Source organism: Leptotrichia wadei (assembly GCF_007990545.2).
GTDB lineage: Bacteria > Fusobacteriota > Fusobacteriia > Fusobacteriales > Leptotrichiaceae > Leptotrichia > Leptotrichia wadei.
In genome coordinates, this window is record NZ_AP019829.2 from 993000 (window position 1) to 1019935 (window position 26936).

Genomic DNA, 26936 nt, shown 5'->3' on the forward strand with positions numbered 1-26936 from the left:
TTTAAGACAGTTTTTTGTTTATGAATATATATTGGAAAATTTTATTGTTATTAATACTATTTTTCATTGAGTAGTAGAATGATTACTAAAAATGATGCTAGATTTTCGATTGATTTAAATAAAAAAACAAATTTTAAATTTTTGGTGGATCATTTCAATCTTTGCTATAAAAAATATTGCTTTAATTAGTAAAAATCAATATTTAAAATTAAGTTTAGTAGATTGGAAAATATAATATAAAATATTTAATTTGAAATTTGAAAAATGTGTGATATAATTAGAAAAAATTAGATTAATAAAACTAAAGTTTGGAGGAAGTATTATAACTTTAGGATTTAGAATTTATATTTTTTTCTGATTTCCTAATGTAAAAATATTTATTTTAAATAGCGTTTAGTATAAATAGGTTTTATTATAATAAAAAAATGAAAAAAAGGTGAATACTTTGAATAAGCAGGAATTTAATCAATATAGAAAAGTAAAATTTTACATTGCAGTCTGTTTTTGGATATTTTCATTGTCAATGTTTGCTGTTGGAAGTAAAAAATCAGTTGAAAATAAAAGTAACGAAAAAAAAGTTAGTAGAAATAGAGTTGAGGATGAAGCAGTAAAAATTGATATTATTATCAATAAAAATGATAATAATAATTTTGAAGAAGATAAAGATTTGGAAAAAACTGATGAAGAAGATGGAGATTTGATTTATTTGGATCAGATTCAAGATGAAGAAGAAGAAAAAAAACAGAAAAAGTTGAAAAAAACTAATAGGATTGAACGTTTTATAAAAAAAATAGATGAAAAGGTTAATCCTATTATAAAATTTCAGATATCGAAAAGTTATGGAACGTGGTATTTGATAAAGACGGATGATAATTTGGAAAAAAATTTGAAAAATGTGAGATATGATTTTCTTCAGGAAGAAAACGGATATCATATTATTAAAAGTTATTTTGATCCACAAACTGATAAATGGAATGAAGAAATGCAGAGGGGGTGGATTGAAGAAAATAAGGGGAAAATATATTTGGATATTGAAAAAAAATATTTTAAAAACAATAGGAATGAAATTATATTCTTTGATAAAAATTATCGTTATATGATTATAAGATATTATAATGGAGTTACAAGAGTTCTTTCCCGTTATCCGAATAATAATAAAATTTCATTAGAAGATGAAGAAATGAATGAATTTGAAAAAATTGTAGATAATGAAAGTAATCTTAAAAATCTTAATTATGATGTTAATATGAAGAATATTCGGGAAATTGAGAATGAAAGAAAAAAGGCCGAATTAAAGAGCAAAACAGATGATTTAGAAAGAAGATTAAGTGAAAATCCTGCAAGTGTGTTTCAGATTGACACAATTGGCGCAAAAAGAGAATTTGAGAGAAGACTGAGAAAAGAAGGAATGGCAAAATTTGAAACGAAAGATGGAACTAAAAATGTAGAAGTGATAGAACTTAATGATAAAGATTTAAAAGGAAAAGATTTAAAAGATAAAAATTTAAAGGAGAAAAACTTGAAAAATTCAAATAATGAGAAGTAACAGTAAGGATACAGGAATAAATAAGAGATGTTGAGTATAATAAATAGGTAGTTATTAGGTTGTAATTTTATAAAAAATTAAAGCTTCCTTGTTGAATAAGGATATTTGACAAATTAAAGATAACTTTACTGATATAAATTTAAAATCAAAATATATTATTTTTATTAGTTTTATAAAAATAACTAAAAAATACTGGATATTTAGGAGAAAAATATGAAAAATACACTAAAAATTATTTATGCCATAATATTTTTAATATTATTTATGTGTTTATCGCTTTTTTTTAACTTCTTTTTTGCAAAAAGAGAGTATAAAAATGTTAATATAAATGTAAAAAAGGGAACAAATTTTGTACAAATTTATAAGGATTTAAAATTAAATTATGGAATTATGGATAGAATTTATTTAAAATTAAATGGTGAAAATATAAAATTAAAAGTGGGAACTTATAAATTTAATGGAAAATTTTCAAAATATGAAATTATAAAAAAAATCAAAAATAGTGAAACAAATGGAATAAGACTTACAATTCCTGAAGGATTTACATCAAAACAAGTGTTTGCACGGATGGAAGCACTTGAGTTGGGAAATACAGAGGAAATAAATAAAGTTTTGAGTGAAGTTAATTTTCCATATCCGCATGAAAATAATAATTTTGAAGGATATTTTTATCCTGAAACTTATATTTTTTCTGAAAATGTCACAACAAAGCAAGTTATTAGAACGATTCTTGATGAATTTTTGAAGAAATTTCCACCTGAAAAATATCCAGACAAGAAGAAATTTTATGATGATTTAAAATTGGCTTCTATTGTGGAAGCGGAAGTGCCTGATGAGGCAGATAAGCCTAAAGTTGCTGGAATATTTTTGAAAAGATTGGAAATTGGGATGAAGCTGGAATCGGATGCTACATTAAAATATGAATTGGGAAGACAGGCTACGAGAAATGATTTGAAATCTCAAAATACAGCGTATAATTCATATAAAGTTAAAGGATTGCCTCCAACACCAATTGGAAATCCTCCAATTGAGACTGTTAAGGCTGTGTTAAATGCTCAGAAAACTGATGATTTGTTTTTTTTCACACATAAAGGAAAAACGTATTATTCAAAGACACATGAAGAACATTTGAAAAAACGTCGTGAAAGCGGTCAATTAAAATAAGTAAATTTTTTAAATTTTAATTGTTAAAAAAGTTTTTTGTAGTAAATTTATTATTTAAATAATATAAAAAAAATTGGGAATTGGGAATTAGATTTAATGGAAAAATTAAAAAAAATAGAAAAAAAAATATTGAAGAGAACAATGGAAATTATTGAAAAAAAATTGATTTCTAATGGGGATAAGATTCTTATTGCATTTTCTGGGGGGCCTGATTCAATTTTTCTTTATAATTTTCTAAAGTTTTTAAAAAGTCGAATTTTGATTGAAATTTCGCTTGTTTATGTTAATCATAATTTGCGGATTGATGTTGAGAATGATTTAAAATTTGTAAAGAAGTTTGCAGCTGAAAATAATGTTGATTGTTACATTCAAAGTGTAGATGTGAAAGAATATTCAAAAGAAAATAAGAAATCTGTGGAATTGGCGGCTAGAGAATTACGATATGAAGCGATTGAGAAAGTTCGGAAAAAGATTGGGTATAATAAAATTGCAACAGGTCATAATATGGATGATAATGTGGAAACTTTTGTTTTTCGAATTTTGCGTGGAACGTCGATAACTGGGTTAAAGGGTATTCCAGAAGTACGTGAAAATATAGTAAGACCGATTTTAGGATTTGAAAAAAGTGAAATTTTGTGTTTTTTGAAAAGTCAGAATTGGGAATATTTAGTTGATTATACAAATAATGAAAATGATTATACAAGAAATTTTATTAGAAATAAAATTTTCCCTTTTTTTGAAAGGATCAATCCAAATTTTAAAAGAAAAGTGGAATCTTTGATTGTGGAAATTAACGAGAGAAATTTTGCTGGATTAGAAAAATTTGAAAATGAGAAAAATTTAGAAAAAGAAAATTTTAAAATTTTAAAAAAAAACGGAGTTAATCAGAAGGATGAATTAAGTTTTCTTTTAAAAAAAAATAATGTGCAAATTTCAAGAGAAAAAATTGATCAGATTTTTAAGAGTTTTTTTACTAAGAGTGGAGAATTAAGAGATGCAGGGACAAAAGAATTTTATTTGGGGGAAAATAAAATTTTACAAAATGTATATGGAGAATTAAGAATTATAGAAATTACAAATAAAAATAAGATAAAAAATTTAAGAAGCAATAAAATTGGAATATTATCTGATAAAAACATAATTTTAAAGGAAAATCAAAGTATTAAATGGTATAATTACAAAATAACCCTATATGAAAATATTGAAAATTTTAAAAAGGATGAAAATGCAGAATATGCTATTTTTAAAATTGATGATAGAATAGAAAATGGGGAATTTTTTGTCAGAAATAGAAAAGATGGAGATAGAATTTCTTTGAAAAATTTGGGACATAAAAAAGTGAAGAAAATTTTAATTGATAAAAAAATTCCAAAGGGAGAAAGAGATTTTGTTCCGATTGTAGGAGTTAAGATTTTTGGATCTGAAAATAATTTGCAGTTTTCAAATGATGCTGTAAAATTAGAAAATAGAGATAATAACGAAATGACAGAAATTTTAGCAGTTTCAGATATAAAATTTTCAAAATTTTTGGAAAAGATTCAGGAAAATAAAATAAAAAAATTAGGAAATGAGAGTAAAAGTAAATTATTAATAATTGGGAGGAAAAATGGCAGAAAAAGATAAAAATGATATTAGAAAGCGATTGGAAGAGTTGCGAAAAGATAATAATAGAAAAAATAACAGACAGGATGATGGGAATAAATCTCCATTTTCAGGTTTTCTATTTTTTATTTTTGTAGTGTTGTTATTCACTTTTACGGCAATATTTCATCAAGATATACAAACTTATTTTCAAGCTAAAAAGGAAATTTCCTATACAGAATTTGTAAATAGGACACAAGCGGGGGAATTTTCTGAAATAAGTGAAAAAGACGATAAATTAATTGCACAAGCTCGTGAAAATGGTAAAGATATTCTTTATTTTACAAAGAAAATAACAGATAGAGTTGGAAATGAACCAATTATTATCAATGCGATTGAACGTAAGAAAGTAAAATTAAATTCATTGCAACCGTCAGGAGGAAGTTTCTTTTTGTTACTTCTAGGACAATTTTTACCTATGATTATAATGATTGCAATTATGGTTTATTTGGCTAAAAAAATGGTTGGAGGTTCGCAAGGTGGAGGACCTGGAAATATTTTTGGATTTGGAAAATCGAGAGTCAATAAAATTGATAAAAAGCCTGATGTAAAATTTGATGATGTTGCTGGAGTTGACGGAGCAAAAGAAGAATTACGGGAAGTTGTTGACTTTTTAAAAAATCCTGAAAAATATACAAAGGCTGGAGCAAGGGTGCCAAAAGGTGTACTTTTATTAGGAAGACCTGGGACAGGAAAAACATTACTTGCAAAAGCGGTAGCTGGCGAATCTGGAGCTTCATTCTTTAGCATTTCAGGTTCAGAATTTGTGGAAATGTTTGTTGGAGTTGGAGCTTCACGTGTAAGGGATTTGTTTGAAAAAGCAAAGGAATCTAGTCCGTCAATTATATTTATTGATGAAATTGATGCTATAGGTAGAAGAAGAAGTGTTGGAAAAAATAGCGGAAGTAATGATGAAAGAGAACAAACATTGAATCAGTTGCTTGTTGAAATGGATGGATTTGAAACTGATACAAAAGTTATTGTACTTGCGGCAACAAATAGAGAGGATGTACTTGATCCTGCATTACTACGTGCTGGGCGATTTGACAGACGTGTGACAGTTGATGCACCTGATTTACAAGGACGTATTGCAATATTAAAAGTTCATTCAAGAAATAAAAAACTTGATAAAGATGTAAGACTTGAAGATATTGCTAAAATAACTCCAGGATTTGTTGGAGCTGATTTGGCTAACTTGTTAAATGAAGCGGCTATTTTGGCAGCAAGAAGAGCCAGCGATACAATAAAAATGTCTGATTTGGATGAGGCTGTAGATAAAATTGGAATGGGACTTGGACAAAAAGGTAAAATTATTAAACCCGAAGAGAAGAAACTGTTGGCTTATCATGAAGCTGGACATGCTATTATGACTGAATTGACACCAGAAGCTGATCCTGTTCATAAGGTTACAATAATCCCTAGAGGAGAAGCTGGTGGATTTATGATGCCACTTCCCGAAGAAAAATTAGTAACTACAAGTAAACAGATGTTAGCTGAAATAAAAGTATTATTTGGTGGACGTGCTGCTGAAGAAATCGGATTAGAAGATATAAGTACAGGAGCTTATTCTGATATAAAACGTGCTACAAAAGTTGCAAGAGTTTATGTTGAAAGTGTTGGAATGAGTAAAAAGTTAGGACCAATTAACTTTGAAAATGCAGATGATGAATATTCATTCGCTCCAAATAAAAGTGATGAAACAGTTAGAGAAATTGATCTTGAAATAAGAAAGATTTTAACTGAAGAATATTTAAATACTTTAAATACTTTACAGGATAACTGGAGTAAATTAGAAGAAGTAGTGGCATTATTACTGAAAAAAGAAACTATTACTGGAGATGAAGTTAGAAGAATCATTAAGGGTGAAACAGCTGAACAAATTTTGAAAGAGTATGAAAATTTTGATAAAAAAGACGAAAAATCTCAAAGTTTTGAAACAAAAGAAATTAAAAATAAAGATTCTGAAGTAAAAGACAAAGAGATTCAAAAATCTGAAAGTGAAAGAGCAGTAGAAAATGTTAAGCAGGAATTGGAACTTGAAAATAAAATAGAAAATCAAGTGGAAGAAGATACTAAAAAATTGGAAGAAAAAAATAAAACTGAAAAATTAGCTGAAGCTGTAAGAGAAATTACTGGAAAATCAGACTGGGCATTGGAAGAGGATTTTGATTCAGAAGAAATAGAAAATAACAAAGATAACGAAAACAAAGACAACGATAAAAAAGATAATGACAGTAATAATTCTGATGATTCTTCCGATAACAATGGTAGTTCTGAAAATGGTAAAAATGAGGATAATAAAAATAATGATTCATCGAATGAAACAGGTAATAAGAAAAAGAAAAAGAATAATTTTAAATTACCTAGTTTTATGGAATAAAATGTAAAAATTTTACATATTGGGAAATAACATTGGGAAACTCTGTTATTTCTCTTTTTTTTGTTAAAAATATGTAGTATAATAAAATTGCATAAGGAGGTAACTTAAAAAATGAAAAAAATAATCTTAATAATAGTAATTTTAACGTTAGGGATAGTGAGTTGTTCAAAATCTAGAAAAGAAAATAAAAAAAGTAAAAAGTCAAATATGACAATAATTTCAAAAAAGCCAGATATTTTAAAAATTAGTTATGAAAATTATATGAAGCAGAGAATGGACGATACTAGAAGAGATGTCTTGCCAGTAGATGTAGTTGGTCAAATGCAAGAGGCTTGGAAATCAGAAATTGCAAAACTTTATAATTTACTTTTGGGGGAATTATCTGATAAAGAAAGAGAGAAATTACGTTTGGATCAAAAAGAATGGGAAAAAAAAGTAAATACTGAACCTAAAGAAAAAAAATTGGAAAAAACAGAAAAAAGAGCGATAGAAATGGCAAGAAGATATGATAAAATACATAAAAAATAGAAATTTTTTGAGAATTTATAAAGATTAAAGAGTTTAGATAAAAAATATAAAAATAGGAGATGAGAAAGATGAAAAAAATGTTATTAATGGTAGGATTACTACTTATAGGAGTTAGTACATTTGCAGGAAAATATGAGGACGAATTAACAGAAAGAATGAAAGTGGAGGAGGAAAAAGCTCAGTCTGCTTGGGATAGCGGAGTAAGAGCGGATATGATTAATGCTTCAGTTAACTTAGATGATGAATGGGAAAAGGAATTAGATAAAGTTTATAACTTGATTTTGAAAAAATTATCAGTAAGAGAAAAAGCAAAATTTAAAACTGAACAGCAAAAATGGAAAAAAGATACAGAAATTAAATTGAAAAAAGCATATAATAAATATGTTGAGGAAGAAGGAGAAAGAATGGCTGGAGAATTAGCTGCCAGTGATAGTTTGGAAGCAACAAAAGCTAGAGCTTTAAAATTGGCAAAAATGTATGATAAACTTTCTAAGTAGTATTTGATGATAAAATGAAACAAGAAAAATATTAAAAAATTATAGTAAAGTGGGAAAAAAAATTTGCACTTTTAAAATGATGTGGTATAATACTATTAGTGAGGTATAGGAAGTGAAAAAGTTTTTTTTATTTAAAGGAAACAAAATATTTTTTATTATGATTTCACTGCTTTTCACTCAAGCGATATTTCCAATTACTTTTAAATATGATACTGGAGAGAATCTAGTAACGAAGAAAAAGGAAGAGGATGCAAAGGAAAAGCGGATAAAGTCAGTACTTAATGCAATCCGAAGACATAATAATAAATATGTGCAATTTTATCTTGCAATTGAAAAAAATATCAAAAATCGTAAGAAATTGTTAGAAGAATATATAAATAGACCCGCAGGAGTATATGGAGTAGATTTGGACGAATCATCATTAATTGCTGGAGGAGGAAATGAATTGGTTGATGTGAATTCTCGAAGTGAGGATGGATATACTCCAATTATTGTTGCTATTGAAGCAAAAAATCAGGAAATTTTACAACTTTTGATTGAAAATGGGGCAAATTTATATGAGAGACATCCAGTTTTTAATAGAACAACTGTTGGAACGGCTGCATATTATGAAAATGAAGAAGCAGTAGAAATATTATTAAAAAAAGATTCTAAACTTGCAAACATTGGAAGTACAGTAGATGGATGGACCCCCCTTGAAGATGCAACATTAAAGGCAAATGTGGCAATTGTAAAAATGTTGTTGCAATATGGAGCTAATCCGACAATTACCGATAAGCATGGTGGTACTCCAATGGATATGGCAACAAAGTTTGGAAAGGGAGAGATTGTCAAAATTTTGAGAGATCATATAAAGGCTAATAGAAGTAAGTATTATAAGTAAATTTATTTTTTAATATCTGAAATTTGAATTACAATCAAGTAAATATATTTAACATAAAGATTAAATTCATCAGAAAATTTATACTTACAAATTAAAATTTATTTATAAAAAAATTATATATAGAGGAGAAAAACATGAAAAGAATGACAGGAATTGGTGCTTCTGAAGGAGTATCTATAGGTAAAGTATTACTTTTTATAACAGAGGAAATTGTTGTGCCAGAAACTAAGGATGAAAATTCGACAATTGAAGCTGAACTTGCAAAATTGGAAAATGGATTAAAAAAATCTAAAACTCAGTTAATCGCAATTAGAGAAAAAGTAAAAGAAAAAATGGGAGAAGATAAAGCAGCAATTTTTGATGGTCATATTATGCTTCTTGAAGATGATGATTTGATTACGGAAGTTGAAGATAAAATTAAAGGAGATGGACTTCCGGCTGCAAAAGCATTACACGACGGAATTATTGAATATTGTGATATGATTTCACAATTGGATGATCCATATTTAAGAGAAAGAGCTGCTGATTTGAAAGATATAGGTAAAAGATGGCTTAAAAATTTACTAGGTATGAAAATTCATGACTTAAGTAACTTGGAACCTGGAACAATTGTTGTAACTGAAGATTTGACTCCATCTGATACAGCTCAATTAGATTTGGAAAATTGTATAGGATTTATTACAGAAGTTGGAGGTAAGACAGCTCACTCTGCAATTATGGCAAGATCACTTGAATTACCAGCGATAGTTGGAGTAAAGGGGATTCTTACAGAAGTAAAAGATGGAGAAATTGTTGTTATGGATGGGGAAACAGGGGAATTATATCTTGAGCCATCTGATGAATTGATTAAAGAATATGTTAAAAAACAAGAAGTATTAAAAAAAGAAAAAGAAGAATTGAGAAAATTAATTCATGAAGATGCAGTTACTATTGATGGAAGAAAAGTTGACATTTGGGGAAATATTGGAAGTCCTAATGATGTTGATGCTGTAATCGAATCTGGAGCAACTGGAATTGGATTATACAGAACAGAATTCCTATTTATGAACTCTGATCACTTCCCAACAGAAGAAGAACAATATCAAGCATATAGAGTAGTTGCTGAAAAAATGCAAGGAAAACCTGTAACAATAAGAACAATGGACATTGGTGGAGATAAGGAATTACCATACTTAGACTTGCCAAAAGAATTAAATCCATTCTTGGGATATAGAGCAATCAGAATTTCATTGGAAAATAAAGATATGTTCAAAACTCAATTAAGAGCGATTTTAAGAGCATCTCAATATGGACAAATTAAAATTATGTATCCAATGATAAGTTCAATTAATGAAATTAGAAAAGCAAACGCTATTTTGGAAGAATGTAAAAAAGAACTTGATGAAATTGGAAAAATTTATGATAGAAATATAAAAGTAGGAATAATGGTTGAAACTCCTTCAACAGCTATTGTTGCTTATAAATTTGCAAAAGAAGTTGACTTTTTCTCAATCGGAACAAATGACTTGACGCAATACTTCTTAGCAGTAGATAGAGGAAATGAAATGGTTTCAACTTTATATAATTCATTTAACCCTGCTGTACTAGAAGCTATTCAAAAGGTAATTGATGCTGCACATGGAGCTCACATTAGTGTAAGTATGTGTGGAGAGTTTGCAGGAGATAAGAGAGCTACTAAGTTGCTTTTAGGAATGGGACTTGATTCATTTAGTATGAGCGCTTCATCTGGTTTAACTGTTAAGAAAATAATTAGAAATAGCAGTTATGCTGATGCGCAAAAATTTAGAGATTTAATTTTGCAACAAGATACACCTGAAGATGTTATAGCAAAATTAGTTTAGTTTATATATAAAAAAAGGCTAGTGATATACTTATTAGCCTTTTTGTCTTTATAATTTTGCTTAGTATTAAAATAAAAGATATCAAAATTAAATAATAGAGGAGTGAAGAATATTATGAAAGAAAAAAAAGTTGCAGTATTTTTAACAAATGGATTTGAAGAAATTGAGGCAATAACACCGATTGATTTGCTTCAAAGGGCTGGAATTAACGTGGACACAGTTTCAATTACAAGTGATAATCTTGTAGAAAGTGCAAGAAAAGTGAAAATAATGACGGATAAAGTTATTGGAAAAATTGATTTTTTAGAATACGATATGCTTGTAATGCCTGGTGGACCAGGAACAGAAAATTATTTTAAATCACAGCTTCTTTTGGATAATGTTTTAAAATTTTCAAAAAATATTGAAAATAAAAAGGTTGCTGCTATTTGTGCTGCTCCAACAGTATTAGCAAGTCTTGGAATTTTGAAGGGAAAAAATGCAGTATGCTTTCCAGCTTGCGAAGATGATTTATTAAAGGGAAAGGCAATTTTGAAAAAAGATAGAGCTGTTGTAGATGGAAATATTATAACTAGCAGAAGTGCTGGGACTGCAATGGACTTTTCACTTGCGATTATTAGTGAGCTTTTAGGAAAAGAAGTGGCTGGAAAAATTGCAAAGGAAATTGTGCTTTAAAATAAAAAATAAAAAATTTAAAAAGTTATATGGAAAAAATAAGAAAAGTATGGTAAAATATTTCAGTAATTGTAGAAGTAAAATGATTTGATAATTAATTAGATTACAAATTGCTAATTCAATTGCAATATATGAAAAAATTTGAAATTTTAAAAATATTTAGAAATAAAAATATTAGGAGGGAGGAGTTTATGGAATATCATAAACCTGTGCTGTTTAATGAAGTGATGGAGAATATAATAACAGTTAGGGATGCAGTTTATGTTGACTGTACGCTTGGTGGCGGTGGACATACGCAAGGTATTCTGGAAAAATCTTCTAAAAATTCAAGTGTTATTGCAATTGATCAGGATATGCAGGCTATTGAATTTGCCAAGAAAAGATTGAAAAAATTTGGAAATAAACTTCAGATATTTCAAGATAATTTTAGAAATATTGATATGGCTGTTTATCTTGCAGGATTTGAAAAGGTAGATCGGATATTAATGGATATAGGAGTTTCCTCAAATCAGTTAGATAATGCGAAAAGAGGTTTTTCATACAGGTTTGAGGCAAGACTGGATATGCGGATGGATAGTAATTTAAAAACAAGTGCTTATGAAGTTATCAATGAATTTTCTGAAAAAGAAATTGCAGATATTATTTACAAATATGGTGAAGAGCCAAAATCTCGAAGAATTGCAAAGAAAATTGTAGAATATAGGAAAAACAAGCCTATTGAAACTACAACAGAACTTGCAGATGTTGTTATAAGGTCAATAGGGAAAAGCATGAAGAAACATCCTGCTAAAAGAACATTTCAGGCTATTAGAATTTTTGTGAATAAAGAGCTCGAGGTATTAAGTGAAACATTGGATAAAGCGGTAAAATTGCTTAATAAAAATGGCAGACTTTTGGTAATTACTTTTCATTCTTTGGAAGATAGGATTGTAAAGGAAAAATTTCGTGAATTTGAAGATCCTTGTACTTGTCCAAAGGATATACCGATTTGTGTGTGTAATAAAAAAAGTTTGGGAAAGATAATTACAAGAAAGCCGATTATTGCTAAAACATTAGAATTAGAAGAAAATAATAGGGCACATTCGGCAAAATTGAGAATTTTTGAAAGGAGTGAATAAAGGAAGTATGAATGGTGTATCTAAAAATAAAAAAATGCAAATAGAAATATTAAATGTTCCAAAAATTACAAATACAGCAAGATCACATGAAGAAGCAAAAAGAAAAAAAGTAATAGCTCCTACAGAAGTTAAAAGAAAACTTTCCAGAACTGCAGGACTAGATAAAAAGATTATAAAAACTGTGATGTTTTACATTATAATTGTAACAGCAGTGGCATTATTAAGATCCTTTGTAGGATATGATGTGACAAGTTTAGGAAAAAAGATACAACAAGAAGAAGCCAAATTAAAAGAACTAAAAAAGGAAGTTGCAAGGTTGGATAACGAATTTATTAATAGTGATGATTTAAAAACTCAGGAACAAAAAGCAAGAGAAAAGGGTTTTTCTGTTCCAAGTGATCCTACATATATAGATTTGGGAAAATAGTGCTAAAAAAATATAGCATAGTTAATTGTGTTATATTTTTTTTATTTATACAAATAGTAATAGATATAGGACACGACAAACGTATGAGAAAATATGAAAAAAAGTATAATATTATTGATAACTCTCTTTTTGCTATGTTTGCGAATGTTGGATATCGGAAAGAAATTGAAAAATTTGAAAAGCTGTATTTTAAAGCATTGAAAAGATATTTGGAATTGTCAAATGGAGTTCCTTCGTAAAAGGTGGACTGGAAGAATTTGTAAGGACAGTAAGAGGTCATTGGGCAATAGAGAGTTATCATTGGATATTGGATGTAATATTTATGGAAGATGCAAATAAAAGACATTGAATAAAAACGTAGCAATAAATTTTGAATATTTTTAGAAAATTAGCAATATCTATACTTGAAGAATTGCCATTTAGGAAAAAATTTTGTAGAAGGATAAAAAGATATATTATATTGTTAGATGTGAGAAGATATTTAAAATTATTTTTTGAAATATGAGAGTGGCATTATAAAAAAATGAGAAAATAAAAAGGATGATTTAAAATATCCATGTGTTTGTCGTGAATATAGGAATAAAAACTTGACAATAACCAAAAAAATTGGTAACATAATAGATATAATGACTAATCAGTCATCTTGAAAAATCTTATTTAATAATGGGCATTATGATTAGTTAAAAAATAATTTGTGAAGGAGGTTGTATCTTGGCAAAAGAAGTTTTGGAAAAGATTAAAAGTGCTGAAGTGGAATCAGATCAAATTATTGCTGATGCAAATGAAAAAGCAAAGAATATTTTGAAGGATGTTGATCAAAAGATAAAAAATGATGGCGATAAAATAATTTCTGAAGCTAAAATTGAAGCACAAAATCTGGAAAAGCATTCAATAGAGGAAGCTGAAAAAAAAGTAAATTCTCTTTTAAGCAGTGAAGAGGAGAATATTAACAGTATTCTGAATATTGATGAACAAAAAATAGATGAAGTTGTCAATTTGTTGGCAGAGAGGATTGTGAAATAATGGCAATAGTTAAAATGAGCAAATTTGAATTGGTTGTTTTCGCAGAACAGAGAGCTAAAGTATTAAAGGCACTTCAAAAATTTAAGGAAGTAAACTTTGTAGACATTAAGTTGCGTGATGAAAATGGAGAAATAGATAAGGATACAGTTGAAGGTGTTACAAAATATGTGAATAATGAAGAATTGACACACATTGATGAAAGACTTTATCAATTAAGCAGTGCAATTTCCCTTATTAAGAAGTATGATGAAAGAAAGACACGTTTAAGGGATATTATTCATGGAAATGAAAATTATACTTTTGATACATTGTCTAAAAAAGCGTTGACTTATGACTGGAAAAAGATTTCATCAGAGTTAAATTCAATTGGAGTGCAGTATTCGCAAATAAAATCTGAAATTTCTAAAAAATATACACGATATGATGAAATTGATTTGTGGGAACGACTAGATGTAAATCCTATGGAATTAAAAAAATTAAAAAAGGTAAACACATTTCTTGGAACGATACCGTTAAAGTTAAAGGGTGACTTTATTGAAGGCATTTCTAAACTTGATAAAACTTATTATGAAGAACTTAAAATAGTAAAAGATGAAGTTTATTATCTTGTAATTTCAAGTATAGATGAAAGTGAAAAGGAAAAATTGTCTGAAGTTTTTAGAAATAGCAGTTTTAGTGTGGAAAATCTTGATATTGATGCAGTTCCGCAAGACTATAAAAATGAATTGCAAAAGGAAATAGGTGAGCTGAAAAAGCAAAAACGTAAACTGAAGGCTCAAATTAAGACTTATAGTGAAGATTTGACTGATTTACAGGCGGTTTATGAATATATGCAAAATAAAAAGCTGCGTATTGTGGAATCAGAAAAATTGGCACAGACTGAAAATACTGTTTTAATAAAGGGATGGATTCCTACGGAAAAAATTCAGGAATTTGAAAAAGTTGTAAAAAACGAAGCTGGAAGTAGTTATTATTTGATGTTTGAAAAAGCGGAAAAAGATGACGCGACAGTGCCGATAAAATTGAAAAATGGAAAAGTTGCGAGTGTATTTGAAAATTTAACAGGGATGTATGCTTATCCTAGATATAATGAAATTGATCCGACACCGTTGTTTACACCATTTTATATCTTGTTTTTTGGAATGATGGGAGCAGATGTAGGATATGGACTCGTCTTACTGCTTGCAACAATGTTTGTCTTGAAAGTGGTAAACTTGAGTTCACAAATGAGAAAATCGGTTAAATTTTTCTTTTATTTAAGTTTTTCAGTTATTTTCTGGGGAATTTTATATGGTTCATATTTTGGAGCAGAAATACCTGGAATGTGGCGGCTTATAAATCCATCAAAACAATACAATACTTTATTAATTGGTTCGATTGTATTTGGAGTAGTTCATATATTTATTGGATTGGCAATAAAGGCGTATATGCTTATTAGAGATGGTAAGGCATTGGATGCTGTTTATGACGTGTTATTCTGGTATATGGCACTTATGGGCGGGATGGCTTATTTAGTATTTAAAATGAAAAATTTATCGCCTGCTGTAACAAGTGTGTCAATGTGGATTATGATTGTTGGAATGGTTGGAATCGTACTTACTGGTGGACGTGATGCTAAGGGAGTTGGAGCAAAGCTTGGAGGAGGGCTTTATAGCCTTTACGGAATCTCAAGCTATGTTGGAGATTTTGTGTCTTATTCAAGACTTATGGCTTTGGGACTTTCTGGTGGATTTATTGCGTCAGCTATAAATATGATTGCTGGAATGATTATCGGAAGCTGGGTTGGAATGATATTTATTCCAGTAATATTGCTAGGCGGACATTTATTTAATATGTTCTTGTCTTTCCTTGGAGCTTATGTTCATACTTCAAGACTTATGTATGTTGAGTATTTTGGTAAGTTTTATGAAGGTGGAGGAAAGCCGTTTAAAGATTTTAGAACAGAAAATAAATATATAAATCTTGATGATTAGTTTTTTGATTTTCAAGAAAAATTAAGTTTAATAAAATTATTAATAAATAAAAAAATTAGGAGGAAATAAAATGAATTTTTCACAGTTTTTAGTACAAAATGGAGGAATCGTAATGGCGACATTAGGTGCGGCATTAGCGACATTGTTAGCAGGAATTGGATCAGCAAAAGGTGTAGGAATCGTTGGGGAAGTAGCATCAGGACTTATGAGTGAAGAACCTGAAAAGTTTGGTAAATCGTTAGTATTGCAATTATTGCCAGGTACACAAGGATTATATGGATTTGTTATCGGACTTATGGTGTTAGGAAAATTGAAACCTGAAATGCCAATACAAACTGGATTAGGAATTTTAATGGCTTGTTTACCAATCGCATTTGCAGGATATGGATCAGCTATTGCACAAGGTAGAGTTGCAGCTTCTGGTATTAGTTTGCTTGCTAAAAATGAAGAACAAAATACAAAAGGTATTATTTATGCGGTAATGGTTGAAACTTATGCATTGTTGGCATTCGTTGTTTCAATTATGTTATTGGCAAAATTCTAGTTTTATTTTATAAAAGAAATAAAAAGAATTAAATATGACATAAAAAGCAAAGAAGGAGAAAATATGTCTAATTTAGATAATTTAACATCAAAAATATTAGCTGATGCTAAAGCACAGGCAGACAAAATTGTAAAAGATGCACAGGAAAAGGCACAACATAAATATGATCTTGAAATAAAGAAAATTAATGCAAAAAAAGAAACTGTTCTTGAAAATGCGAGAAGAGATCGTGAACTTCTTTCTGAAAGAATTAAGTCAAGCGCTAATTTAAAGGCTAGAAACAAAAAGCTGGAAGCAAAGCAGGCTGTAATTGATAAAGTTATAGATAAATTAAAAACAAAACTTGTTAATATGGATGAAAAAAAATATATTAATTATTTGAATCAAAATATTGATAAAAAAACTATAACTGGGAAAGAGTTAATTGTAAAAAAAGAATTTGTAGAAAAAGTTAAAAAAGAATTTCCAGGTGCAAAAGTAAAGGAAAATGAGTTTGTAACTTCAGGATTTATCGTTGAAGAAAATGGGATTCAGGAAAATTACACTTTTGAAGTGAAATTGGACTTTATGAGGGATGAACTGGAAGTTGAAATTTCAAAACTTTTATTTTCATAACAGGTTTATTTTATAACTAGAAAGCTGGATAATAAAAAATTAATATTTTTAGTATAAATTAAAAAATAGGTCTAACATAAAAATAAATTGAGAGTTAATTGTAAAAGTAAAAATTAAAAAGCTGAAAAATAATAACATTTAAATGATAAAAAAAATAAAAAATTAAATGCTGTATCAGTAAAAATTATAACTTTGTACATGCGACTAAAAAATGAATCAGTAAAGGGAGAAAAAGATGGATAGAATGGATTACGGACAGAGTGTCGTAACTATTAGGGTACTGGAAAAGAGGCTTTTGACTAGAAATAGACTGGAAAGAATGATAGAAGCCGAAACTCCCGAAGAAGTGCTAAAATTATTGGGAGAAACAGAATATTCTCAAGATATGGCTGATATTCATGGTAGTCAAGATTATGAAACAATACTTAAAAGAGAAACAGAGCGAGTATTTTCGATTGTAAGAAAAATGGTTAAGAATACGGCAATTGTTGATATTTTATCGCTTAAATATGATTATCATAATTTAAAGGTATTATTAAAAAGTAAAATAACAGGAAAAGATTTTTCGCATTTGCTTATGCAAGCTGGAACAATTGATGCTGGAAAATTTAAAACAAAATTTGAGCTGCAAAGTAATGATTTGCCAAAGGAAATAATAGAGGCAATTATTGAAGTTCAAAAAGATTTTGAAGAAAATCATAATCCGCAAAGAATTGATATACTTGTAGATAAGCATTATTTTAGAAATTTATCACGTTTAGCAAAAGAGATTGATGTAAAAGTTATTACTGATTATGTTGAAGGATTGATTGACTTTCAAAATATGATAACTCTACTTAGAGTTCAAAAACAGAATCGTGATGCGAGATTTTTGGAAACTGTTATTTTTGATGGTGGAACAATTTCAAAAAATAAAATTGTTTCCTCAATGAATGATAATATAGATACTATTTTGAATAAGTTCAAGAAGGAAAAATTGGGAATGTATCTGGCAAAAGGGTTAGAAACATTTAGTGAAACAAAAAGATTATCGGAACTTGAGAAAATTTCTGATAATTATTTAATGGAATTAAATAAAGAATCAAAATATGTTGTATTTGGACCAGAGCCGTTATTTACATATCTAGTTGCAAAAGAGCGTGAAATTAATGCAGTCAGAATGATAATGGTAAGCAAGATAAACAACATAAGTTCGGATAAAATAAGGGAAAGGTTGCGTGAAACTTATGCATAAAATAGGTGTAGTTGGAGATAAAGATTCTATTTTATCATTTAAGGCATTGGGAATTGATGTGTATCCAGTTGTTACAAAGGAAGAAGCCAGAAGCACAATTGATGCAATGGCAAGTAATAATTATGGTATTATCTTTGTGACAGAGCAAATTGCAACTATGGTTGAAAGTACCATTGAAAGATACAACCGTGAAGTGCTTCCAGCTGTTATTTTGATTCCGAATAATCAAGGAAGTCTAGGAATTGGGCTTAAAAAGATAGATGAGTACGTTGAAAAAGCGATAGGATCTAATATATTTTAGCTGAAAGGAGAAATTCATTGAAAACAGGAAAAATAATAAAAGTATCTGGACCTCTTGTTGTTGCAGAAGGTATGGAAAATGCCAATGTGTATGACGTGGTAAGAGTTTCAGAGAAAAAATTGATAGGTGAAATTATTGAAATGAGAGGCGATCAGGCTTCTATTCAAGTATATGAAGAAACATCAGGAATTGGACCAGGAGAAGAGGTTTTCACAACTGGAGAGCCTTTAAGTGTTGAATTGGGACCTGGGCTTATTGAAGCGATGTTTGATGGGATTCAACGTCCGTTAAAGGAATATCAGGAAATAGCAGGGGACTTTTTGGATAAAGGAGTAGAAGTTAAACCTTTAGACAGAAAGAAAAAATGGGAATTTGAACCTGTTTTATCTGCTGGAGCAACTGTTGAAACTGGTGATGTCTTGGGAACAGTTCAGGAAACTTCTGTTGTAAATCATAAAATTATGGTGCCGGCTGGAATTAAAGGGACTTTGAAAACTATTAAAAGTGGAAGTTACACAGTAGTTGACACAATTGCAGTTATTAAAACTGAAAAAGGTGATGTAGAAGTTCAAATGATGCAAAAATGGCCAGTAAGACGTGGAAGAAAATATAAACAGAAATTAAATCCAGAAGCTCCATTAATTACAGGACAAAGGGTAATTGATACATTTTTTCCTGTAACTAAAGGTGGAACTGCTTGTGTGCCAGGGCCTTTCGGATCTGGAAAAACAGTTGTGCAGCACCAAATGGCTAAATGGGCAGATGCTGAAATTATAGTTTATGTAGGATGTGGAGAACGTGGAAATGAGATGACAGACGTTCTTATGGAATTTCCAGAAATAATTGACCCAAAAACTGGACAATCATTAATGAAAAGAACTGTACTTATAGCAAATACTTCAAATATGCCGGTTGCAGCCAGAGAGGCAAGTATTTATACAGGGATTACAATTGCAGAATATTTTAGAGATATGGGATATTCTGTGGCAATAATGGCTGATTCTACTTCAAGATGGGCGGAAGCACTTAGGGAAATGTCTGGACGGCTTGAAGAAATGCCAGGAGATGAAGGATATCCAGCTTATTTAGGTTCAAGAGCTGCAGAATTTTATGAAAGAGCAGGAAAAGTAATTTGTCTTGGACAAGATGGAAGAGAAGGGGCATTGACAGTTATTGGAGCAGTTTCGCCTCCAGGTGGGGATATTTCAGAGCCGGTATCACAGGCTACACTTCGTATTGTTAAAGTGTTCTGGGGATTAGATGCGAATTTAGCATATAGACGTCATTTCCCTGCGATTAACTGGTTAAATTCTTATTCATTGTATCAAGCAAAGGTTGATAATTGGATGAATCAAAATGTAGGACCTGAGTTTTCTAGAAATAGAGCCCGTGCAATGTCATTGCTGCAAGAGGAAAACAGTTTGCAAGAAATTGTTAGATTAGTTGGTAAAGATACTTTATCAGAAAAGGATCAGCTTAAACTGGAAGTTGCAAAATCAATAAGAGAAGATTATTTGCAGCAAAATGCATTTATGGAGTCAGATACTTATACTTCGCTTGAAAAACAGGATAAAATGCTTGATTTAGTATTGAAATTTTATGATGAAGGGTTAAGAGGGCTTGAAAATGGTGCTTATTTAAATGAAATTATCGCAATGCCAGTAAGAGAAAGAATTGCAAGAGCAAAATATTTGCCTGAAGCTGAATTAAATAAAATTGATGAAGTGGCAAAGGAATTGGGAAAAGGAATAGATGAACTTGTAAATAAAGGAGGTGTAGCAAATGCTTAAGGAATATAAAACTATTAAGGAAGTTGTAGGACCATTGATGATGGTTGAAGGTGTTGAAGGAATCAAATATGAAGAACTTGTTGAAATTGAAACTCAAAAGGGAGAACTTCGTCGTGGGCGTGTGCTTGAAGTAAATGGAGATAAAGCTGTCATTCAATTATTTGAAAATTCAGCTGGAATTAATCTAAAGGATTCAAAAGTTAGATTTCTTGGTAGACCACTTTCACTTGGAGTGTCTGAAGATATGATTGGACGTGTATTTGATGGACTAGGACGTCCAAAAGACAATGGACCAAAAATTATTCCTGAAAAGACATTGGATATTAATGGAACAGCTATAAATCCAGTTGCCCGTGATTATCCGTCAGAATTTATTCAAACTGGAGTTTCTGCAATTGATGGGCTAAATACTCTTGTTAGAGGACAGAAATTACCAATATTCTCTGGTTCAGGACTTCCACATGCAGAATTAGCACTGCAAATTGCAAGACAGGCAAAAGTTTTGGGAACAGATTCTAAATTTGCGGTAGTATTTGGAGCGATTGGAATTACATTTGAAGAAGCTCAAACATTTACGGAAGATTTTATAAAAACTGGAGCAATAGATAGAGCAGTGTTGTTTATGAATTTGGCTAATGATCCAGCAATTGAGCGTTTGTCTACACCAAAAATGGCACTTACTTGTGCAGAATACCTGGCATTTGAAAAAGGGATGCACGTACTTGTAATTTTGACTGACTTGACTAATTATTGTGAAGCATTACGTGAAGTATCGGCGGCAAGAAAAGAAGTTCCAGGAAGAAGAGGATATCCAGGATACTTGTATACCGATTTATCAACAATTTATGAAAGAGCGGGAAGAATTAAAGGGCGTGAAGGTTCAATTACACAAATACCGATTTTAACAATGCCTGAAGATGATAAGACTCACCCAATTCCAGATTTGACTGGATATATTACAGAAGGGCAAATAATCTTGTCAAGAGATCTGTATAAACAGAATTTGATGCCTCCAATTGACGTTTTACCGTCACTTTCAAGATTGAAAGATAAAGGGATTGGAAAAGGAAAGACAAGAGAGGATCATGCGGATACGATGAACCAATTGTTTGCGGCTTATGCGACTGGTAAGGAAGCTAAAGAATTGGCTGTAATCTTGGGAGAATCAGCATTGTCTGAAACTGATAAGGCATTTGTTAAATTTACAACTGCATTTGAAGAACAATATGTGGCTCAAGGGTTTGACAATAACAGAACTATTGAAGATACATTAAATTTAGGATGGGATTTACTAAAAATATTACCAAGAACAGAGTTGAAAAGAATTAGAGATGAATATTTGGAAAAATATTTACCTGCAGGAGATGAATAGACTATGGCAAGATTAAATGTAAATCCTACAAGAATGGAGTTAAGTCGTTTAAAGGCACGTCTAAAAACTGCTAAAAGTGGACATAAACTGTTAAAGGACAAGCAAGATGAACTTATGCGGCAATTTATTATTTTGGTAAAACAAAATAGAAAATTACGTGTGGAAGTTGAAGGAAAGTTACAAGATTCATTTAAGGATTTTCTTCTTGCAAGGGGAGTAATGTCTGATGAAATGCTGGAAAATGCCATTGCTTATTCAGAAGATAAACTTTCTGTAAATATAGAAACTAAAAATGTGATGAGTGTAATTGTGCCTAAAATGACTTTTAACAAGAATATGGAAAGTACAGAAGTTACTTATCCTTATGGATATGCACAAACATCTGCAGACTTGGATGATGCTGTTGATGGATTAAATCGTGTAATGAAAGATTTGTTGGAATTGGCAGAAATTGAAAAAGCATGTCAGCTTATGGCAGATGAAGTGGAAAAAACAAGACGACGTGTAAATGCATTGGAATATATGACAATTCCACAGCTTGAAGAAACAATCCGTTATATTCAGATGAAACTTGATGAAAATGAAAGATCAAGTATCACAAGGCTTATGAAAGTTAAGGATATGATGGCTGAAAAAGCATAAATTTAATAATACTTATTTAAATATTAGGTTTTAGCAAGGGGTTAAGCCCCTTGTTATACAATATTTCAAAAAAATAGAGCCGTTTAGATTACGACTCTTTTTATATTTAATATTATTTTTTCAATAATTTTCAATCTAAACATTGGATTTATTGAATAATTAATATTTTATTTCAAGTCTTTTATATATTTTTTCACAAATTTCTGAATATCAGCCTTATCAATCACATCTGAAAATCTAATTTCAGAATTTCTAACTTCAGTCAATTTTTCAGGAAATTTCACTCCAGTAATTTCTGAAACTTCATCCAAAATTGCATAAGGTTCTTTTGTATCATCAATTCCTAACGCTTTTGCAATCGGAGCTGGGAATTTGAATGGATGAGCAGTTGACATTATTACTGTGTGAATGTCTTTGTCCAGATGTTTTTCATCCAGTTTTTCGTAAACTGAATAGGCAACGGCTGTGTGCGGATCCATTAAATAATGGTAATTTTCATAAATTTCTTTAATCGCACTTACAGTTTCTTCATCGTTTGCAAATTCTCCGTAAAATTCAGTTTGAATATTTTTTAGTTCTTTGTCGCTTACCGACAATTCTCCGCCTGAAAGCAAATTTTTAATTAATTCGCTTACTCTCTTGCTATCTTCATTTAACGCATAATATAAATATCTTTCAAAATTTGATGAAAGAAGAATGTCCATTGATGGAGAATTTGTCGCATAAAAGTCTCTATTTTTGTTGTATGTTCCAGTTTGGAAAAAGTCAGCTAAAACTTTGTTTTTGTTTGAAGCTGAAATAAATTTTTTGATTGGTATTCCAAGTTTTTTTGCAATAAACCCTGCTAAAATATTTCCAAAATTTCCAGTTGGAACTACTACATTAAATTCTTCCCCAGCTTTAATTGTTCCAGCATTTACCAAATTTACATAAGTTGTCACATAATATATAATTTGCGGGAATAATCTTCCGATATTAATTGAATTTGCACTTGAAAACATAACATCGTGTTCATTTGCATATTTTTTAAATTCATCGCTTGAAAAAATCACTTTTATAGCGCTTTGAGCATCATCAAAATTTCCATTAATCGCAACGATTTCCACATTGTTTCCAAGCTGTTTTCTCATTTGTTCTTCCTGCATTGGACTAACTCCATTTTTTGGATAAAAAACAACAATATTAATTCCATCAACATCCTTAAATCCTTCAAGTGCCGCTTTTCCAGTATCTCCAGAAGTTGCCGCTAAAATCAGGATTTTTTTGTCTTCTTTTTGTTTTTCCTTACTCAAAAGCAGTAAATATGGGAAAAGTGATAAAGCTAAATCTTTAAACGCCAATGTTCTTCCGTGAAATAATTCTCCAAAGCTCACTTTATCATTTAATTTGTGAACTGGAACGATGTTTTTGTCGTTAAAAGTTGTGCTGTTGTAGGCATTATTTATAGCAGTTTTTATTTCTTCGTCTGAAAATTCTGTAAAAAATAATTTTATAATTTTTTCTGAAATTTCTTGATAAGATAAGTCTTTTAATTCATCATAAGTTAATTTTACTTCTGGCAATTTTTCTGGAATATATAATCCTCCATCTTCACAAAGTCCATGAAGGGCTGCAAAAGTGGAACTTTTCACATTGCTTGGATTAATTTCTCTCGTACTTTTATAGTTCATAATATACCTCTTTTCATTTTTGTTTTTTTATATAAAGTAATTATACTATTATTTTTTATAATATGCAAGATTAGTGAAGAAAAAACATAAGATTCTCATTTTCTTTTAATAAATTTATTGTATAATTTAAATGAAAGTTAGAATAAATATTTATCGAAAGGGTGCATTTTCATGAAAAAAATACTTTTAATTTTATTATTGTTATTTACAGTTGTATCGTGTGAATTAGAAGATGCTAGGGATGCTTACAATAAAAAGGAATATTTAAAAAGCATAGAATTAGTTTTTAATTATTTTGAAACAAATCCAAAAAAAATTAATAAAATCAAACCTGAGATAAAAAATGAAATTATGGAGAAATTTTTGAATATTACAAATCATTATAAAGAGATGACAGGGAGCCGTGATTTGAGCGAAAGACAGAAAGGTTATGAAGAATTAGTTAAAATTTATGCATTATTTGACACTTATAAAAACTCTTCAACTTTTTCGGATTTTCAGCAAAAATACCCTTTGGATGAATCTTTGAATAATATTGAAAAAACAATTACGCAAAGATTAAAAAATAATAATTATAATTATGAATATTATGGTTATGACCATTTTAAAGATGTGACGAATGATATAAATAATTACTATGAAGATATCTTAAAATTTATTGATTCTATAGAAAAAAATCCAAAAATATCCAATGAAATGGCTTTAAAATATAAAGAAATAAGTAAGCAGATAAATAAAAATAAAGCTAATAAATTTATCGAATTTGCTAATGCAAGTGAAAATAAAAAAAATTATAGAGAAGCACAGAGATTTTACGAAGAAGCTGATAAACTTTTTGTAATAACTCGCCAAGATGCAAAAAAAGTCTCAATTAAAACAAAGGAATTAAAAGAAAAGGCTGATTTGCAAGCAGCAGAAAATGCATATAATTTTGCTTTATCAAGACTTAAAAATGCTAAAACTAGAAATGACTATAGAAACGCAGTTTGGAATTTGGAAAGAGTAAATGAACTTGTTTCAAATTATAAAGATTCTGTAAGTTTGATTTCAAAATATAAAGATAAAATTTATGTAAAATATAATATTTTTGGGTGCAGCAATAGCTGGGTTGAAAAATATCTAGATAAAAAATTGGAAAATGTCATTGGTAAGAAAACTTCTTCTAGTTCTGCTGAAGTTCAAATAAATTGCAGAGTTACTGATAACTATAATATTTCTACATTTCCTAGCAATATTGAGAATCTGAGAGAAATAAGGGAACTTGTAAATAATGCTGGTGAAAAGGTTACAAAAGAGTTTATATTTCAAAAAATTAAAAGTCTAGCAATCGAAAAAATAACTTTTAACTATGAAATAGAAGTATCAGGTCTTGTAAAACAAAGATATTCAAATAATCTTTCAGAAAAAAATGAAGTGCATTCACTCCAATATACAGGAGATATTCCAAAAGAATATAAAGATAAGGATAAAATAGAAAAACCTTTAGGGGAAACCAAAATGAAAAATAAAATTTTAGAAAAATCTAATTTAGAAAGAGAATTAAATCAAATAATTGATGCGATAGATAGGTTATAGTTATGAAAAATAAAATAAAAAAAATAAAATTTTAATTGAAAGGATCTGTTCTTATGAAAAAAATATTTTTAATTTTATTGCTGTTATTTACCATTGTATCTTGTGAATTAAAAAAGGCACAAGAGGCGTATGATAATAAAGAGTATATAAGAAGCATATATCTTACTTTGAGTTATTTTGAGAAACATCCAAACAAAGTTGAAAAAATTAAACCAGATATTAAAAATGAAATTATGGAAAAGTTTTCTAATATTGTAAATTATTATAAAACAGAAGCTGGAAGCAGTAATTTAAAAGAAAGACAAGATGGTTATGAAGGGCTTTATAAAATTTATGCATTATTTGATGTTTACTCTCAGTCTTCAAATTTTACTGATTTTTTGTCAAAATATGATGGCGATGAACTTTTAGGCGAAATTTATAAAATTATAGATGAACGTATAAAAACAGGAGAATTGGAAGTTAAATATTCTAGAGATATTATTTCAATACTTGATGAATATTACAGAAATATGATTGGTTATACTAAAGAATTAAGTGGAATTAAAAAAATAGATGAAAATAAAATTTTAAAATATGAATCAATATCAAGAAAAATGTCTCAAGCTGAAGCTGATAAACTCATAGAATATGCCAATATAAAAGAAAAAGCTGAAGAATACCGTGAAGCACAAAAATTAAATGAAGCAGCACAAGAAACTTATGGACAATATCAGAAAAATTATAAAAATATGTATATAAAAATTAGAGAACTCAAAAAAAAAGCTGATTATCAAGAAGCAGACAAGCTTTACCAAAGTGCTATACGAACTTCGGGTGCTGTAACTAAACATGGATACAGAGAATCAATAGAAAAATTAAAAAAGGCACAAGAAATTATCCCTAATTTTAAAGATTCAAAAGAGAAAATTGCAGAGTATTCTAAAAAAGCCTACGTAAAATATAATATTTCTGGTTGTGATAATAGCCATGTCCCTGCATATATAAACGGTCATTTATCCAAAGTTGGAGTTTATACAAAATATTCAAGTGAGGCTGAAGTCCAAATAAATTGTAAAGTTACAGATAATTATCAAGTTTCTACGTATCCTAGCCAAATAAAAAATTTATCTCAAGTAAAAGAGGTTAAAAATAACGATGGACAAATGGTAAAAAAAGAATTTATATTTCAGGAAAGCAAAACTAAATCAGTTGAAAAACTAGATTTCAGTTATGAAATAGAACTTTCTGGATATGTGAGAAAAAAATATTCAGGTAATGCGTATAAACAACATGAAATAAACTCGTTACAGTATTTAGGAAATGTTCCGTCTGAGTATTCTGGCAAAGATAAAATTGAAAAACTTTGGGGAGAAAGTGAAATGAGAAGAAAAGTTTATGATAGTGCATCTTTTTTTAAAGATCTTAAAGATATAGTTAAGGAGTTAGAAAAATTATAATTATTTTTTATGAAAACAGCCAATTAAAAAAATTCTATTATTTTTAATTTTATCAATT

General features: G+C 29.2%; 24 protein-coding genes. 23 read left to right on the forward strand and 1 reads right to left on the reverse strand.

Annotated features, from left to right (window positions below; translation table 11 throughout):
- Positions 1 to 436 precede the first annotated feature (436 nt).
- The 21 genes from FVE73_RS04630 (at position 437) to FVE73_RS04730 (ending at position 22194) form a co-directional block, all read left to right on the forward strand.
- Entirely contained in the window at positions 437 to 1546 is a 1110-nt protein-coding gene (locus FVE73_RS04630; protein ID WP_026239122.1) for a hypothetical protein, read from the forward strand.
- Positions 1547 to 1759: 213 nt separating this feature from the next.
- A complete protein-coding gene (mltG, locus tag FVE73_RS04635) occupies positions 1760 to 2710 on the forward strand; it encodes an endolytic transglycosylase MltG (protein ID WP_018499616.1) in 951 nt (316 codons plus the stop codon).
- Between the two features lie 96 nt (positions 2711 to 2806).
- The gene (tilS, locus tag FVE73_RS04640) at positions 2807 to 4333 is read left to right on the forward strand and encodes a tRNA lysidine(34) synthetase TilS (protein ID WP_018499617.1); all 1527 of its coding nucleotides are present in this window, start codon (positions 2807 to 2809) and stop codon (positions 4331 to 4333) included.
- On the forward strand, positions 4317 to 6731 hold the full coding sequence (gene ftsH, locus FVE73_RS04645; protein ID WP_018499618.1) for an ATP-dependent zinc metalloprotease FtsH: 2415 nt from the start codon (positions 4317 to 4319) through the stop codon (positions 6729 to 6731). Before tilS ends, ftsH begins: the two co-directional genes overlap by 17 nt.
- A gap of 111 nt (positions 6732 to 6842) precedes the next feature.
- Positions 6843 to 7259 carry a DUF1311 domain-containing protein gene (locus FVE73_RS04650; RefSeq protein WP_018499619.1) on the forward strand — a complete coding sequence of 139 codons (417 nt, stop codon included), beginning with the start codon at positions 6843 to 6845 and terminating at the stop codon, positions 7257 to 7259.
- Positions 7260 to 7327: 68 nt separating this feature from the next.
- The gene (locus tag FVE73_RS04655; RefSeq protein ID WP_018499620.1) at positions 7328 to 7756 is read left to right on the forward strand and encodes a lysozyme inhibitor LprI family protein; all 429 of its coding nucleotides are present in this window, start codon (positions 7328 to 7330) and stop codon (positions 7754 to 7756) included.
- Positions 7757 to 7868: 112 nt separating this feature from the next.
- Complete coding sequence (locus FVE73_RS04660; RefSeq protein WP_018499621.1) at positions 7869 to 8639, forward strand: ankyrin repeat domain-containing protein; 771 nt, start codon at positions 7869 to 7871, stop codon at positions 8637 to 8639.
- A gap of 134 nt (positions 8640 to 8773) precedes the next feature.
- A complete protein-coding gene (gene ptsP / locus FVE73_RS04665; RefSeq protein ID WP_018499622.1) occupies positions 8774 to 10480 on the forward strand; it encodes a phosphoenolpyruvate--protein phosphotransferase in 1707 nt (568 codons plus the stop codon).
- Between the two features lie 114 nt (positions 10481 to 10594).
- Complete coding sequence (locus FVE73_RS04670) at positions 10595 to 11155, forward strand: DJ-1 family glyoxalase III (RefSeq protein WP_018499623.1); 561 nt, start codon at positions 10595 to 10597, stop codon at positions 11153 to 11155.
- Between the two features lie 191 nt (positions 11156 to 11346).
- Positions 11347 to 12273 (forward strand): 16S rRNA (cytosine(1402)-N(4))-methyltransferase RsmH, encoded by a 927-nt coding sequence (rsmH, locus tag FVE73_RS04675; RefSeq protein ID WP_018499624.1) that lies wholly within the window; start codon positions 11347 to 11349, stop codon positions 12271 to 12273.
- The gene (locus FVE73_RS04680; protein ID WP_021746914.1) at positions 12266 to 12700 is read left to right on the forward strand and encodes a hypothetical protein; all 435 of its coding nucleotides are present in this window, start codon (positions 12266 to 12268) and stop codon (positions 12698 to 12700) included. Before rsmH ends, FVE73_RS04680 begins: the two co-directional genes overlap by 8 nt.
- Before the next feature lie 83 nt (positions 12701 to 12783).
- Entirely contained in the window at positions 12784 to 12939 is a 156-nt protein-coding gene (locus FVE73_RS04685) for a hypothetical protein (protein ID WP_018499626.1), read from the forward strand.
- A gap of 472 nt (positions 12940 to 13411) precedes the next feature.
- Positions 13412 to 13723 carry a hypothetical protein gene (locus FVE73_RS04690; protein ID WP_018499627.1) on the forward strand — a complete coding sequence of 104 codons (312 nt, stop codon included), beginning with the start codon at positions 13412 to 13414 and terminating at the stop codon, positions 13721 to 13723.
- A complete protein-coding gene (locus tag FVE73_RS04695) occupies positions 13723 to 15696 on the forward strand; it encodes a V-type ATP synthase subunit I (RefSeq protein WP_018499628.1) in 1974 nt (657 codons plus the stop codon). Before FVE73_RS04690 ends, FVE73_RS04695 begins: the two co-directional genes overlap by 1 nt.
- Before the next feature lie 70 nt (positions 15697 to 15766).
- Entirely contained in the window at positions 15767 to 16240 is a 474-nt protein-coding gene (locus FVE73_RS04700; RefSeq protein ID WP_018499629.1) for a V-type ATP synthase subunit K, read from the forward strand.
- Between the two features lie 63 nt (positions 16241 to 16303).
- Complete coding sequence (locus tag FVE73_RS04705) at positions 16304 to 16855, forward strand: V-type ATP synthase subunit E (RefSeq protein WP_018499630.1); 552 nt, start codon at positions 16304 to 16306, stop codon at positions 16853 to 16855.
- 235 nt (positions 16856 to 17090) lie between these two features.
- Entirely contained in the window at positions 17091 to 18089 is a 999-nt protein-coding gene (locus FVE73_RS04710; protein WP_018499631.1) for a V-type ATP synthase subunit C, read from the forward strand.
- Positions 18082 to 18390 carry a V-type ATP synthase subunit F gene (locus tag FVE73_RS04715; protein WP_026239123.1) on the forward strand — a complete coding sequence of 103 codons (309 nt, stop codon included), beginning with the start codon at positions 18082 to 18084 and terminating at the stop codon, positions 18388 to 18390. The genes FVE73_RS04710 and FVE73_RS04715 overlap by 8 nt, the downstream gene beginning before the upstream one ends.
- Before the next feature lie 17 nt (positions 18391 to 18407).
- Entirely contained in the window at positions 18408 to 20180 is a 1773-nt protein-coding gene (locus tag FVE73_RS04720) for a V-type ATP synthase subunit A (RefSeq protein ID WP_018499633.1), read from the forward strand.
- Positions 20173 to 21552: a V-type ATP synthase subunit B gene (locus FVE73_RS04725; protein ID WP_018499634.1), complete on the forward strand. Its 1380-nt coding sequence runs from the start codon at positions 20173 to 20175 to the stop codon at positions 21550 to 21552. Before FVE73_RS04720 ends, FVE73_RS04725 begins: the two co-directional genes overlap by 8 nt.
- Before the next feature lie 3 nt (positions 21553 to 21555).
- Complete coding sequence (locus FVE73_RS04730; RefSeq protein WP_018499635.1) at positions 21556 to 22194, forward strand: V-type ATP synthase subunit D; 639 nt, start codon at positions 21556 to 21558, stop codon at positions 22192 to 22194.
- A 167-nt stretch (positions 22195 to 22361) separates the two neighbouring features.
- On the opposite strand, the gene thrC is transcribed toward FVE73_RS04730, so the two are convergent.
- A complete protein-coding gene (gene thrC, locus FVE73_RS04735; protein ID WP_018499636.1) occupies positions 22362 to 23864 on the reverse strand; it encodes a threonine synthase in 1503 nt (500 codons plus the stop codon).
- 171 nt (positions 23865 to 24035) lie between these two features.
- On the opposite strand from thrC, the gene FVE73_RS04740 reads away from it, so the two are divergent.
- Together FVE73_RS04740 and FVE73_RS04745 are read left to right on the forward strand one after the other, a co-directional pair.
- The gene (locus tag FVE73_RS04740; RefSeq protein ID WP_018499637.1) at positions 24036 to 25439 is read left to right on the forward strand and encodes a hypothetical protein; all 1404 of its coding nucleotides are present in this window, start codon (positions 24036 to 24038) and stop codon (positions 25437 to 25439) included.
- Positions 25440 to 25492: 53 nt separating this feature from the next.
- Positions 25493 to 26878 carry a hypothetical protein gene (locus tag FVE73_RS04745; RefSeq protein WP_018499638.1) on the forward strand — a complete coding sequence of 462 codons (1386 nt, stop codon included), beginning with the start codon at positions 25493 to 25495 and terminating at the stop codon, positions 26876 to 26878.
- The last annotated feature ends 58 nt before the right edge of the window (positions 26879 to 26936 follow it).